This window comes from Streptomyces hiroshimensis, from assembly GCF_014650335.1.
Lineage (GTDB): Bacteria > Actinomycetota > Actinomycetes > Streptomycetales > Streptomycetaceae > Streptomyces > Streptomyces hiroshimensis.
Genome location: NZ_BMUT01000001.1, coordinates 1,117,231 through 1,131,199 on the forward strand (window position 1 = coordinate 1,117,231; position 13,969 = coordinate 1,131,199).

Here is a 13,969-nt window from a genome sequence, read left to right on the forward strand (position 1 = left end):
CGCGTGGGCCGTGCCTCGGAGGCTACAGCTGACCGACCTCCACGACGCGGACCACCGCGCGGCCCTCCTCGTCGGAGGCGGTGAGGTCCACCTCGGCGGTGATGCCCCAGTCGTGGTCGCCACCCGGGTCCGCGAAGGTCTGCCGGACCCGCCACAGCCCGTCCTCCGGCTTCTCCTCGATGCGCAGCAGCTTCGGGCCGCGCGCGTCGGGCCCGGTCCCCAGGTCGTCGTACTCGTCCCAGTAGGCGTCCATGGCCTCGGCCCAGCGGTCCTCGTCCCAGCCGGACTCGGCGTCCATCTCGCCGAGCTCTCCGACCTTGTCGAGGGCGGCCAGCTCGACCCGGCGGAAGAGGGCGTTGCGCACCAGCACCCGGAAGGCGCGGGCGTTCGCCGTGACCGGCTTGACCTGGTCGGCGCGGTCCTGCGCCTGCTCGGCCGTCTCCTCCTCGGGGTTGGCCAGCTGCTCCCACTCGTCCAGCAGGCTGGAGTCGACCTGGCGCACCATCTCGCCCAGCCAGGCGATCAGGTCCTCGAAGTCCTCGGACTTCAGGTCGTCGGGGACGGTGTGGTCCAGCGCCTTGTACGCCCCGGCGAGGTAGCGCAGGACGATGCCCTCGGTCCGCGCCAGGTCGTAGTGGGAGGTGAACTCCGTGAAGGTCATGGCCCGCTCGTACATGTCGCGGATGACCGACTTCGGCGACAGCGGGTGGTCGCCGACCCAGGGGTGGCTCTTGCGGTAGAGGTTGTAGGCGTGGGTCAGCAGCTCTTCCAGCGGCTTGGGGTAGGTGACGTCCATGAGCCGCTCCATGCGGTCCTCGTACTCGACGCCGTCCGCCTTCATCGCGGCGACCGCCTCGCCGCGGGCCTTGTTCTGCTGCGCCGCGAGGATCTGCCGCGGGTCGTCCAGCGTCGACTCCACGACCGAGACCATGTCCAGGGCGTAGGAGGGCGACTCCGGGTCCAGGAGCTCGAAGGAGGCGAGCGCGAACGTCGACAGCGGCTGGTTGAGCGCGAAGTCCGACTGCAGGTCCACGGTCAGGCGCACGATGCGGCCCTCGGCGTCGGGCTCGTCGAGCCGCTCGACCACGCCGCCGTCCAGCAGGGAGCGGTAGATCGCGATGGCGCGGCGGATGTGCCGCAGCTGGTTCCTGCGCGGCTCGTGGTTGTCCTCCAGCAGGCGGCGCATCGCCTCGAAGGCGTTGCCCGGGCGGGCGATGACCGCCAGCAGCATCGCGTGGGTGACCCGGAAGCGGGAGGTGAGCTGCTCCGGCTCGGAGGCGATGAGCTTCTCGAAGGTGTTCTCGTTCCAGTTGACGAAGCCCTCGGGAGCCTTCTTGCGGACGACCTTGCGCCGCTTCTTGGGGTCGTCACCCGCCTTGGCCAGGGCCTTCTCGTTCTCCACGACGTGGTCGGGGGCCTGGGCGACGACGAACCCGGCCGTGTCGAATCCGGCCCGCCCGGCGCGGCCCGCGATCTGGTGGAACTCCCGGGCCCGCAGCGTCCGCACCCGCTGGCCGTCGTACTTGGTGAGGGCGGTGAACAGCACCGTGCGGATCGGCACGTTGACGCCGACGCCGAGGGTGTCCGTGCCGCAGATGACCTTCAGCATGCCCGCCTGCGCGAGCCGCTCCACCAGCCGGCGGTACTTGGGCAGCATGCCCGCGTGGTGCACGCCGATGCCGTGCCGGACGTAGCGCGAGAGGTTCCGGCCGAACTTGGTGGTGAAGCGGAAGTTGCCGATGAGCTTGGCGATCTCGTCCTTCTCCTCGCGCGAGCACATGTTGATGCTCATCAGCGCCTGCGCCCGCTCCACGGCCGCGGCCTGGGTGAAGTGCACGATGTAGACCGGGGACTGCTGCGTCTGCAGCAGCTCGGTGAGGGTGTCGGTGAGCGGCGTCGCGCGGTACTCGTAGGACAGCGGTACGGGCCGGGTCGCCGAGCGGACGACGGCCGTGGGGCGTCCCGTGCGGCGGGTCAGGTCCTCCTCGAACCGGGACACATCACCCAGAGTGGCCGACATCAGGATGAACTGCGCCTGGGGCAGCTCCAGCAGCGGGATCTGCCATGCCCAGCCCCGGTCCTGCTCCGCATAGAAGTGGAACTCGTCCATCACGACCTGGCCGATGTCGGCGTCCCTGCCGTCCCGCAGTGCGATGGAGGCGAGCACCTCGGCGGTGCAGCAGATGATGGGCGCGTCGGCGTTGACCGAGGCGTCGCCCGTGAGCATGCCGACGTTCTCCGTGCCGAAGATCTTGCACAGGTCGAAGAACTTCTCCGACACCAGCGCCTTGATGGGCGCGGTGTAGAAGGTCACCTGGTCGTTGGCGAGCGCGGTGAAGTGCGCTCCGGCCGCGACGAGGCTCTTGCCGGAACCCGTGGGCGTCGAAAGGATCACGTTCGCCCCGGAGACCACCTCGATCAGCGCCTCCTCCTGCGCGGGGTACAGCGAGATGCCCCGCTCCTCGGCCCAGGTCGAGAAGGCTTCGAAAAGGGCATCGGGGTCGGCATGGCTCGGCATCTGATCGATAAGGGTCACCCCTCCATACTGCCTGGCCCCCGGCCGGATCAGGGAACCGGCCGGTCGAATGGTGATCATCCGGACGCTACGCTGAGTCGCCGACCCCGTGTCAGAAAAGCCGGGGCCGACCGGCACGAGGAGGGGAATCGACCATGATGGGACCGGCGCACTCGCTCTCGGGAGCGGCCGCCTGGCTGGGAGTGGGAGCGGCCGTGGCCGCCGCAGGCCACCCGATGCCCTGGCCGGTGCTCGTCGTCGGCGCCCTGATCTGCGCCGGAGCGGCCCTCGCCCCCGACCTCGACCACAAGTCGGCGACGATATCGCGAGCCTTCGGCCCGATATCGCGTGCGCTGTGCGGCATCATCGACAAGCTCTCGCACTCGGTCTACAAGGCCACCCGCGGACACGGCGACCCGCGCCGCAACGGCGGCCACCGCACCCTCACCCACACCTGGCTGTGGGCCGTCCTGATCGGCGGCGGGACCTCGGCGCTGGCCATGACCGGCGGCCGCTGGGCCGTGCTCGGCATCCTCTTCGTCCACCTGGTGCTCGCCGTCGAAGGACTCCTGTGGCGCGCGGCCCGCACCTCCAGCGACGTCCTGGTCTGGCTCCTCGGCGCCACCAGCGCCTGGATACTGGCCGGCGTCCTGAACGAGCCGGGCAACGGCGCCGGCTGGCTCTTCTCCGACCCCGGGCAGGAGTACCTGTGGCTGGGCCTGCCGATCGTCCTCGGCGCCCTCGTGCACGACATCGGCGACGCTCTCACCGTCTCCGGCTGCCCGATCCTGTGGCCCATACCCATCGGCCGCAAGCGCTGGTATCCCATCGGACCGCCGAAGGCCATGCGCTTCCGGGCGGGCAGCTGGGTGGAGCTCAAGGTCCTCATGCCGGCGTTCCTGGTCCTCGGCGGCCTGGGCGGGCTGGGCGCCCTGGAGTTCATCTGACCCCGGCGGCACCCGGCCCCGCCCACCGCGATCACCGGTGCCAGGAGCGCCACAGCGCCGCGTACGTACCGCCCGCGGCGACCAGCTCGTCGTGGCTGCCCAGCTCGGAGATCCGGCCGTCCTCCGCCACCGCGATCACATCCGCGTCGTGGGCGGTGTGCAGCCGGTGCGCGATGGCCACCACGGTGCGGCCCTCCAGCACCGTCGCCAGCGAGCGCTCCAGGTGCCGGGCCGCACGCGGGTCCAGCAGGGACGTCGCCTCGTCCAGCACCAGCGTGTGCGGATCCGCCAGAACGAGCCGGGCCAGAGCGATCTGCTGTGCCTGGGCCGGGGTGAGCGCGAGCCCGCCCGAACCCACCTCCGTGTCCAGCCCCGCCTCGAGCGCACGTACCCAGCCGTCGGCGTCCACCGCGCCCAGAGCGGACCACAGCTCGCCGTCCTCGGCCGCCGTCCGCGCCAGCAGCAGGTTGTCGCGCAGCGACCCGACGAAGACGTGGTGTTCCTGGTTGACCAGGGCCACATGGCGGCGCACCCGCTCCGCCGGCATCCGCGCGAGCTCCGCGCCGCCGAGGGTCACGGCGCCCGAGCGCGGTGCGTAGATCCCGGCCAGCAGCCGGCCCAGTGTCGACTTTCCCGCGCCGGACGGCCCGACCAGCGCCACCCGGCTGCCGGGCCGGACCGCCAGGGACACGTCGTGCAGGACGTCGTTCCCCTCCAGGTAGCCGAACCGCACCTCGTCCGCCCGTACCTCCCGGCCCACGGGCTCCGTGCCGTCGTCGGCGCCGCCCGTGCCGATCTCACGGACCCCCACGAGCCGCGCGAGCGACACCTGCGCGATCTGGAGCTCGTCGTACCAGCGCAGGATCAGGCCGACCGGTTCGACGAGCATCTGCGCGAACAGCGCGCCGGTCGTCAGCTGTCCCACCGACACCCAGCCCCGGAGCACGAAGACACCGCCGATGATCAGCACGGAGCCGAAGACCAGCGAGTGGGTCACGTTGATCACGGGGAAGAGGACCGAACGCAGCCACAGGGTGTACCGCTCCCACTGGGTCCAGGAAGTGATCCGGCGGTCGGAGAGCGCCACGCGCCGCTCGCCCAGCCGGTGCGCCTCGACGGTCCGCCCCGCGTCGACGGTCTCCGTGAGCGACGCCGCGACCGCCGCGTACCCCGCGGCCTCCGAACGGTAGGCGGCCGGCGCCCTGCGGAAGTACCAGCGGCAGCCGATGACGAGCACCGGCACCGCGACCAGGACGCACAGCGCGAGCGGCGGCGCGGTCACCGTCAGCGCTCCCAGCAGCAGCGCCGCCCACACGAAACCGATCGCCAGCTGGGGCACGGCCTCGCGCATGGCATTGGCCAGCCGGTCGATGTCGGTGGTGATCCGCGACAGCAGGTCACCGGTGCCCGCCCGCTCCAGGACGCCCGGCGGCAGCCCCACCGACCGCACGAGGAAGTCCTCGCGCAGATCCGCCAGGATCTCCTCGCCGAGCACCGACCCGCGCAGCCGCACCATGTGCACGAAGACGGTCTGCACGGCGAGAGCGACGGCGAACAGCGAGAGCGTGCGCCCCAGATGCACCTCCCTCGCACTCGCCGCCAGGTCCTCGACCATGCCGCCCAGCAGGTAGGGGCCCACCATGGAGGCGGTCACGGCGACGGCGTTCACCGCCACCAGCAGGACGAACGCCCTGCGGTGTCTGCGGAGCAGCATGCGCACGTAGGCCCGGACGGTCGCGGGCGCGGCCACCGGGAGAGTGGTCGCCGACTCCGGCGCCGCGGGGTCGTGCGCCGGGGGTGCCACGCCGATCATGCCGACTCCTCGATCTGCTCGCTCTCGCCGAGCTCGGTGAGCTCCGCGTCCAGTTCCCCCGCCGGCCGCGCGCCGGTGTCCGTCTCCCGCGTGACCACTGCGCGGTACGCCGGGTCGTCCCGCAGGAGGGCGCGGTGCGTTCCCACCGCCACTGCGCGGCCCTCCTGGACGAACACCACACGGTCCGCCCGGTCGAGCAGCAGGGGGCTGGAGGAGAACACCACCGTCGTACGGCCCTGCCGCAGCGCCCGCAGCCCGTCGGCGATCCGGGCCTCGGTGTGCGAGTCGACCGCCGAGGTCGGCTCGTCGAGCACCAGCACCTGCGGATCGGTCACCAGCGACCGGGCCAGCGCCAGCCGCTGCCGCTGCCCTCCCGACAGCGAACGCCCCCGCTCGGTGATCCGCGTCCGCATGGGATCTCCGGAGGCGTCCGGAGAGGCCTGTGCGAGAGCGGTCAGCACGTCCCCGCACTGTGCCGCCGCCAGCGCGGCCTCGGCCGGGACGGCTCCGGAGGCGGGCACGTCCAGCAGCTCGGCGAGCGTCCCCGACAGCAGCACCGGGTCCTTGTCCTGGACGAGCACCGCGGTGCGGGCCGTCTCCAGCGGCAGCCCGTCCAGCGCGACGCCGCCGAGCAGCGCGGAGGGCGCTTCCCCGGCACCGGCCGCGGCGTGGCCGCCCAGCCGGTCGGCCAGGCGTCCGGCCGCGTCGGGGTCGCCGCACACCACTGCGGTCAGTCGGCCGGCGGGCGCCGCCAGGCCGCTCTCGGGGTCGTACAGGTCGCCTGCCGGCATCTGCGCGGGTCCTTCGCCCTCCCCGGCCCGTGCGGTACGCCGAAGCGACAGCACGCGGGCCGCACGCGCCGCGGACGGCCGGGAGAAGGAATAGGCCATGGCAATCTCCTCGAACACCCTGAGCGGGAAGAGGAGGAAGGTGACCAGGCCGTAGACGGTGACCAGTTCACCGACGTCCACGCGGCCGTCCTCCACCAGCCCGACCCCGTAGCCGACCACCGCGATCAGCAGCAGCCCCGGCAGCAGCACTTGGACCGCCGCGATCAGCGCCCACATCCGGGCACTGCGCACGGCTGCCCGGCGCACCTCCTGGGAGGCGCGCCGGTAGCGGTCCAGGAACAGCTCCTCGCCGCCGATGCCGCGCAGCACGCGCAGCCCGGCCACGGTGTCTGAGGCCAGCTCCGTGGCGTACCCGGCCTTCTCACGCTGCTCGTCGGCGCGCCTCGTCGCGGGCGGCAGCAGGGGCAGCACGGCCAGGACCAGGGCGGGCACCGCCAGCGCGATCACCGTGCCCAGGGCCGGCTGGTAGACCACCAGGGTCACGCACACCGCTAGCGTCGTGAACAGCGCGGAGCCGAAGCGTGACAGCGCCTCCACGAACCAGCCGATTTTCTCGACGTCCCCCGTCGACACCGCGACGACCTCGCCGGCCGCGACCTGACGGGTCAGCGTGGCACCCAACTCGGCCGTCTTGCGGGCCAGAAGCTGCTGCACACGCGCCGCTGCAGTGATCCAGTTGGTGACGGCCGTACGGTGCAGCATCGTGTCGCCCAGCGCCACGAGGCCGCCCAGCAGCACCATCAGGCCGCCCGCCAGGGCGAGCCGGGCGCCGGAGCGGTCGACCACGGCCTGGACGGCGATGCCGAGGGCCACCGGCAGCGCGGCCACGGCGGCCATGTGCACCACGCCCCATGCCATGGCCTTCGCCTGGCCGGCCAGCTGATTCCGTCCGAGCCAGAGCAGTAATCGCGGTCCCGATCCGGTGTCGGGACGGCCGGGATCGGTATACGGAAGGTCGCGGATCTGCATGTCATCCCAGGGGTGCGGGCGAGCCGGCAGGAGTTGTGAAAGGTTCGCGCCACTGCAGTGCCGCATTCAACCGGTTTTCACACTCCGGCGTCGGATCAGGCCAAAGGGGCTCTGGCGCACTGGAGTACGAACCGCTTCACTCCTGCCCCATGAGACGACTGTTTCTCGCGCTGTGCGCCGCGACCACCGGTCTGGTGCTGGGCATGGGCCCCGCCGTGGCCGCGGGCCCGCCGACCGAGTTCGGCACCGACTGGCACGACCCGATCACCGCCGGCCCGCCGGTGGCCACGCCCGGCACCACGTCGTGCACGGCCACGCTCGCCGACACCGAGTTCCGCGACTACACGCCCTACAAGAGCACCTACATACCGCCCAAGGGCTGCGGCGACCGCTGGAACAAGGTCGTCCTGCGGCTCGACGGGGCCGTCGCCGGACGGCAGTACGACCGCCTCGGCTATCTGCAGGTCGGCGGCGTGGAAGTCCTGCGCACCTCCACCCCGGAGCCCTCTCCCGAGGGCATCACCTGGCACGTGGAGAAGGACGTCACCCGCTACGCGGCCACCTTCCGGGACAAGCAGCCCGTCGAGATGCTCATCGGCAACCTGGTGAACGAGACCTACACCGGTGTCATCAAGGTCAAGGCGACGCTGACCTTCTACGCCGCCGAGGGGCGGGCCGGGGCGGCACATACGCCGGACAAGGTGCTCACCCTGGACGGCGCGCACAACGTGGGTACGTCCTATGAAGGGCTGTTGACCACGCCGCGCAACAGCGAGCGGATCGTGGCGGAGGTGTACGCGACCGGCTCGGGCGGTGGCTGCGAGGAGTTCTGGTACCTCACCGTGCCGGACGCGGCACCGTACTCGTGCAAGGCCAAGGACGGCCCCTACCGCGAGGTTCAGGTGTCCGTGGACGGCAAACTCGCCGGGATCGCCGCACCCTTCCCCACCGTATGGACGGGCGGCTGGTCCAACCCCTTCCTGTGGTACGTCATTCCCGGCCCGCGGGCCTTCGACGTACGGCCGGTGGAGTACGACCTGACCCCCTTCGCCGGGCAGCTCAACGACGGCAGGCCGCACCGGATCACGATCTCGGTCGCCGGCGTGCCGGAGGGCCAGAGCGGCTGGAGCACCCCGACCAACATCCTGGTCTGGCAGGACTCCAAGGCGACGCAGGTCACCGGGGCCCTGACCACGCACGAGGCGGGTGCGCCCGCGAACACGGCCACCTACGAACCGGGCACGGAGCACCGGCTGAAGGCCGACGGCGGGCACTCCCTGAAGGTCGCCGGCTACATCGACACCTCGCACGGAAGGGTGACCACCACCGTCACCCGCTCGCTTGCCGCCGCGTCCACCCACAGCTGGACCGACGGCGAGTCGAAGGACGCCCTCCTGGCCCGCTGGACCGACGACGAGAACGTCACGGTGGCCGGCCACGGACCCGCCACGACGACCCGCGCCCACCGGGTCTACAGCATGGACGGCGAGATCAGCATCGGCGCGGGCGACCGGCTGCGCACCGTGATGACGATGGGTGACCGCTCCGAGAACGTCACCCTGCGCGCCGGCAAGCGGATCGGGTGGTCGCTGCTGGACGACGGCTACACGGGCGACGCGGCGTACAACCAGAACGTCCCGAGGGACCAGCGGCACGCCACGGGCGTCTCGCGTGAGCGCTACCGACTCCTCGGCCCCGGGACCTGTTACGACCGGACCCTGGCCACCGCCCAGGGAGAGCTGACGGAGGACAGGCGCTCCTGCTGACCCTCCTGGCGGAAGCGTGCCGGGCCCGCGCCTTCAGCAGGCGGGGCCCGGACCGGCCATCAGCTCGTCCAGCAGGCTGCCGAGCTGCTCGCGCTGCTCCGCCGAGAGCGGTGCGAGGACGTCCTCCACGGCCGCCCGGCGGGCCTCCCTGAGCTTCCTCAGGATCCTGCGGCCCTCGTCCGTCAGCTCGATGCGGATGACCCGGCGGTTGGACGGATCCGGCACCCGGCACACCGAGCCGCCCGCCTCCAGGGCGTCGACGAGGGTGGTCACGGCCCGCGGCACGACCTCCAGGCGCTGGGCGAGATCGGCCATCCGCGGAGGGTGGTCGTAGTGCGCGACGGTGCGCAGCAGCCGTGACTGGGCAGGGGTGATCCCGACCGGGTCCAGATAGTGCTTCTGGGCCCGGTGGAGCCTGCGGGTGAGACGCAGCAGCTGCTCGGCGAGCTGTCCGGACGTGTCGGGGGCGGTCATGATCAGAGGTTACCAGGACGGAATTCATTGTGAGCTTAGGTAACAGTGAGCTAAGCTCGGTGATCGACCGTTCCACCTCTGAGGCATCCGCCTCTGAGACACCACCGTCCGAAGACAGCCCGTCTCTGAAAACCAGGAGCCCATGCGTCACGACGAAGAGAACTGGACCCCACCGCCCGCTGATCCGGAGCAGCCCGCACAGGTGCGTCGCATCCTCCGGTTGTTCCGCCCCTACCGAGGCAGGCTCGCCCTTGTCGGCCTGCTCGTCGCCGCCTCCTCGCTCGTCTCCGTCGCCTCGCCGTTCATGCTGCGCGAGGTCCTCGACACCGCGATCCCCCAGGGGCGCACGGGGCTGCTGAGCCTCCTCGCGCTCGGCATGATCGTCGCCGCAGTCGTGAACAGCGTCTTCGGCGTCGTGCAGACCCTGCTCTCCACGACCGTCGGCCAGCGCGTGATGCACGACCTGCGCACCGCCGTCTACGACCGCCTCCAGCGGATGCCGCTCGCCTTCTTCACCCGCACCCGCACCGGCGAGGTGCAGTCCCGCATCGCCAACGACATCGGCGGCATGCAGGCCACCGTCACCTCCACGGCCACCTCGCTCGTCTCCAACCTCACCAGCGTCGTCGCCACCGTGGTCGCGATGCTCGCCCTCGACTGGCGGCTGACTGTCGTCTCGCTGCTCCTGCTGCCGGTGTTCGTGGCGATCAGCCGCCGCGTCGGCCGCGAGCGCAAGAAGATCACGTCACAGCGGCAGAAACAGATGGCGGTCATGGCCGCCATGGTCACCGAGTCGCTCTCCGTCAGTGGCATCCTGCTCGGCCGCACGATGGGCCGCGCCGACTCCCTGGCCCAGGGCTTCGCCAAGGAGTCCGATCGGCTCGTCGGCCTCGAGGTGCGGGCGAGCATGGCCGGGCGCTGGCGGATGTCCACCATCGGCATCGTCATGGCCGCGATGCCCGCCGTCATCTACTGGGCCGCGGGCATCGCCCTGCAGACGGGCGGTCCGGGGATCTCCATCGGCACCCTGGTGGCCTTCGTCTCCCTGCAGCAGGGCATGTTCCGGCCCGCTGTCCAGCTCCTGTCCACGGGCGTGCAGATGCAGACCTCCCTCGCGCTCTTCCAGCGGATCTTCGAATACCTCGACCTCCCGGTGGACATCGCCGAGCCGGAGAAGCCGGTGCGCCTGGAGAAGGTGCGGGGCGAAGTGCGCTTCGACGAGGTCTCCTTCTCCTACGACGCCCCGGGCTCGCGCGAACTCTCGGCCCCGACGCTCAGCGGGATCGACCTGACCGTGCCGGCCGGCGGAAGCCTCGCCGTCGTCGGACCGACCGGCTCGGGCAAGAGCACGCTCAGTTACCTCGTGCCCCGCCTCTACGACGTCACCGGCGGCCGCGTCCTGCTCGACGGGGTCGACGTCCGCGACCTCGACTTCGACACCCTGGCCCGGGCGGTCGGCGTGGTCTCCCAGGAGACCTACCTCTTCCACGCCTCCGTCGCGGACAACCTTCGCTTCGCCAAGCCCGAGGCGACGGACGAGGAGATCAGATCGGCGGCCCGTGCCGCACAGATCCACGACCACATCGCCGCCCTCCCCGACGGGTACGACACCCTCGTCGGTGAGCGGGGCTACCGCTTCTCCGGCGGTGAGAAGCAGCGTCTGGCCATCGCCCGGACGATCCTGCGCGACCCTCCTGTGCTGATCCTCGACGAGGCGACCAGCGCCCTGGACACCCGCACCGAGCACGCCGTCCAGCAGGCCATCGACGCCCTCTCCGCCGGGCGGACGACGATCACCATCGCGCACCGCCTCTCCACGGTCCGCAACGCCGACCGGATCGTCGTCCTCGACCGCGGTCGCGTCACCGAGCACGGCACCCATGAGGAACTCCTCGCGGAGGACGGGCACTACGCCGCGCTCGTGCGCAAGGATGCCGACCGCGTGACGGCCGATGCCTGAGACCGGGTAGCCCTCGTCGGACCGAGAGGGTTCGTACGGGTGTGCGGGAGGGTTGCCCGGGGGATCCAAGGGATCATGAAACAATCCGAGCCCTTGTCCGCCGGCGGCGAGATCAGCGCCGCCCCCGACGCCGCCGCCCCCGACGTCACGAACGTCCCCACGCTGCCGTCCCGTTCCCCGCTGCGCCAGCTCGCTGCGGCGTCCGTGGGAAACGCCGCAGAGTGGTACGACTGGTACGCCTATTCATTCCTGGCCGTCTACTTCGCCGACCAGGTCTTCCCCAAGGGCTCCGGCAACTCCCTCGTGCCGCTGCTCTCGACCTTCGCCGTCTTCGCGGTCGGCTTCTTCATGCGCCCGGTCGGCGGCCTGCTCATGGGCGCGGTCGCCGACCGGCGAGGCCGGCGCGCCGCCCTTACTGTCACCATCCTGCTCATGGGCGCCGGCAGCCTCCTGCTCGCGCTCACTCCGACCTACGCCGCCACCGGCGTCCTCGCACCCGTCGTCCTCGTGATCGCCCGGCTGATCCAGGGACTCTCGGTCGGAGGGGAGTTCGCCGCGTCCACGACCTTCCTCGTGGAGTCGGCGGGCCCGGGCCGCAGAGGGCTGTTCTCCAGCTTCCAGTACGTGTCCACGACCATCGGCCAGCTCCTCGCCTCGGGCATCGCGGCACTGCTCGACCACCTCCTCACCGAGGGACAGATGGGCGACTGGGGGTGGCGTGTGCCGTTCCTCATCGGTGCGGTCATCAGCCTGGCCGGATTCTGGATCCGGCAGGGCGCCGAGGAGACGCACGACGTACCGGGGAAGGAGGCCGCGCGGCCGGCCCTCTTCGAAGCCGTACGACGGCACCCCCGTGAGTCGCTCCTGATCTGCGGCATCACCGCCGGCGGCACCCTCGCCTACTACACCTGGACGACCTACCTGCCGACCTACGCCCAGATGAACGCCGGATTCGACAAGGGCGATGCGCTCGCCGTGGGCACGATCTCGCTGGCCTTCTTCGCGGCGCTCCAGCCCCTCGGCGGGCTGCTGTCCGACCGCGTCGGCCGCAAACCGCTGCTGATCGGCTTCGCGGTGGGGTTCGCCGCCCTGGCAGTCCCCCTGCTGCACGCGATCGGCGGCTCCTTCACGTCTCTGCTGCTCGTGCAGTGCGCCGGCATGGTGCTGCTCACCGGATACACCTCGATCGCGGCCGCCGTGAACGCCGAGGTGTTCCCCGCGCGTGTACGGGCTGCAGGGATCGGCTTCCCCTACTCGCTGACCGTGGCGCTCTTCGGCGGCACGGCTCCCTACCTCGGCACCTGGTTCAAGGATTCGGGTCACCCGGGTGCGTTCCCCTGGTACGTGGCAGGGCTCTGCCTGGTCTCCGCGTGCGTCTACGTGATCCTGCCGGAGACGGCGAAGCGACCGCTCGACCGCTCCGTTCAGCCTGCCGGCCGCTGATCCGCCCCGGAGGCGTCGGCTCCAGAGGACGCTTGCTCGGCGAACTCGGCACGGACGGCCTCCGTGTGTTCCCCCAGCGCCGGTACCGCGCGCATGGCCGCCTCCCGCCCCCTCACCTCCACCGGCGGGAGCAGTCCGCGCAGCGGTCCGGCGGGGGAGCCGAATTCGCGCCACCGGTCGCGCGCCGCGAGCTGCGGATGGTCCGTGAACTCGGACACCGTCCGCAGCCGGGCGTTCGCGATGCCCGTCCTGTCGAGCAGGGCCACCACCCCGTCCGCGGTGTGCGCGGCGAAGTGCTTCTCGATGACGCCGGTGAGCTCCTCGTCGTGGGTCCGGCGCAGTGGATTGTCCGCGAAGCGGGGATCACGGATCAGCGCAGGCTGCCGCAGCACCCGTTCGCACAGGGCCACCCATTCCCGGTCGTTCTGCACGCTCAGGAACACCTGTCCGCCGTCTCCGCAGCGATAGTGGCCGTAGGGGGAGATGGACGGGTGCCGTGCGCCGCTGCGGGTGAGCGGGGCGCCGCCGTACGCCTCTGCGTAGTACGGCTGCCCCATCCACTCCGCGAGCGCGTCGAAGAGGGAGACGGACAGCGCCGTGCCCTCGCCGGTGCGTTCGCGCTCGTAGAGAGCGGTGAGGATGCCCGTGTAGGCGTACATGCCGCCTGCTATGTCGGCGACGGAGATGCCGGGACGGGCGGGGGAGGCGACGTCGCCGGTGAGCGAGACCAGCCCGGCCTCGCACTGCACCAGCAGGTCGTACGCCTTCTTGTCACGGTACGGGCCCTCGGCGCCGTACCCGGAGACGTCGCAGGTGATCAGGCGGGGGTGGCGGGCGCGCAGCACCTCGCAGCCGAGGCCCAGCCGTCCGGCCGCGCCGGGGCCCAGGTTCTGGATGAAGACATCTGCGCGGGCCAGGAAGCGGTCGAGCAGCGCGCGGTCGGTATCGGTCCCCAGGTCGAGGGCGACGCTCTCCTTCCCGCGGTTGACCCAGACGAAATAGGCGGAGAGCCCTTTCGTCCTGCGGTCGTAGTCGCGGGCGAAGTCCCCGCGGCCCGGCCGTTCGATCTTGATCACACGGGCGCCGAGGTCCGCGAGCTGACGGGTGGCGAAGGGGGCGGCCACGGCCTGTTCGAGGGCGACGACCGTGATGTCGTGCAGAGGCTGCTTCAACTCGGCTCCTTCCATCAGGCAGTTCATATGACCGGGGTTGTGGACAGCCCGGCACACCG

The 13,969-nt window shown here is 71.3% G+C and carries 9 protein-coding genes; 4 read left to right on the forward strand and 5 right to left on the reverse strand.

Going from position 1 to position 13,969, the window contains the following annotated elements; all coding sequences use genetic code 11:
• Nucleotides 1-22: 22 nt before the first annotated feature.
• Complete coding sequence (locus IE241_RS04540; protein ID WP_190020230.1) at nt 23-2,536, reverse strand: DEAD/DEAH box helicase; 2,514 nt, start codon at nt 2,534-2,536, stop codon at nt 23-25.
• 134 nt (nt 2,537-2,670) lie between these two features.
• Here IE241_RS04540 and IE241_RS04545 point away from each other — a divergent pair, with 134 nt between their 5' ends.
• Nucleotides 2,671-3,462, forward strand: a complete 792-nt coding sequence (locus IE241_RS04545) for a metal-dependent hydrolase (protein WP_190020231.1) — start codon at nt 2,671-2,673, stop codon at nt 3,460-3,462.
• A 31-nt stretch (nt 3,463-3,493) separates the two neighbouring features.
• Here the strand turns inward: IE241_RS04545 and IE241_RS04550 are convergent, their stop codons facing one another.
• The gene (locus IE241_RS04550) at nt 3,494-5,275 is read right to left on the reverse strand and encodes an ABC transporter ATP-binding protein (RefSeq protein WP_190020232.1); all 1,782 of its coding nucleotides are present in this window, start codon (nt 5,273-5,275) and stop codon (nt 3,494-3,496) included.
• Nucleotides 5,272-7,095: an ABC transporter transmembrane domain-containing protein gene (locus IE241_RS04555; protein ID WP_190020233.1), complete on the reverse strand. Its 1,824-nt coding sequence runs from the start codon at nt 7,093-7,095 to the stop codon at nt 5,272-5,274. The genes IE241_RS04550 and IE241_RS04555 overlap by 4 nt, the downstream gene beginning before the upstream one ends.
• Nucleotides 7,096-7,244: 149 nt before the next feature.
• Between IE241_RS04555 and IE241_RS04560 the strand changes: the two genes are divergently transcribed.
• Entirely contained in the window at nt 7,245-8,861 is a 1,617-nt protein-coding gene (locus IE241_RS04560; protein ID WP_190020234.1) for a peptide-N4-asparagine amidase, read from the forward strand.
• A 33-nt stretch (nt 8,862-8,894) separates the two neighbouring features.
• Here the strand turns inward: IE241_RS04560 and IE241_RS04565 are convergent, their stop codons facing one another.
• Complete coding sequence (locus IE241_RS04565) at nt 8,895-9,335, reverse strand: MarR family winged helix-turn-helix transcriptional regulator (RefSeq protein WP_190020235.1); 441 nt, start codon at nt 9,333-9,335, stop codon at nt 8,895-8,897.
• Between the two features lie 142 nt (nt 9,336-9,477).
• Between IE241_RS04565 and IE241_RS04570 the strand changes: the two genes are divergently transcribed.
• Together IE241_RS04570 and IE241_RS04575 are read left to right on the forward strand one after the other, a co-directional pair.
• Nucleotides 9,478-11,295: an ABC transporter ATP-binding protein gene (locus IE241_RS04570; protein ID WP_190020236.1), complete on the forward strand. Its 1,818-nt coding sequence runs from the start codon at nt 9,478-9,480 to the stop codon at nt 11,293-11,295.
• Nucleotides 11,296-11,370: 75 nt separating this feature from the next.
• Nucleotides 11,371-12,738, forward strand: coding sequence for an MFS transporter (locus tag IE241_RS04575; protein ID WP_190020237.1), 1,368 nt, complete (start codon nt 11,371-11,373; stop codon nt 12,736-12,738).
• Here IE241_RS04575 and IE241_RS04580 read toward each other — a convergent pair.
• Nucleotides 12,720-13,925, reverse strand: coding sequence for a CaiB/BaiF CoA transferase family protein (locus IE241_RS04580; RefSeq protein WP_190020238.1), 1,206 nt, complete (start codon nt 13,923-13,925; stop codon nt 12,720-12,722). The genes IE241_RS04575 and IE241_RS04580 overlap by 19 nt on opposite strands.
• Nucleotides 13,926-13,969 lie beyond the last annotated feature (44 nt).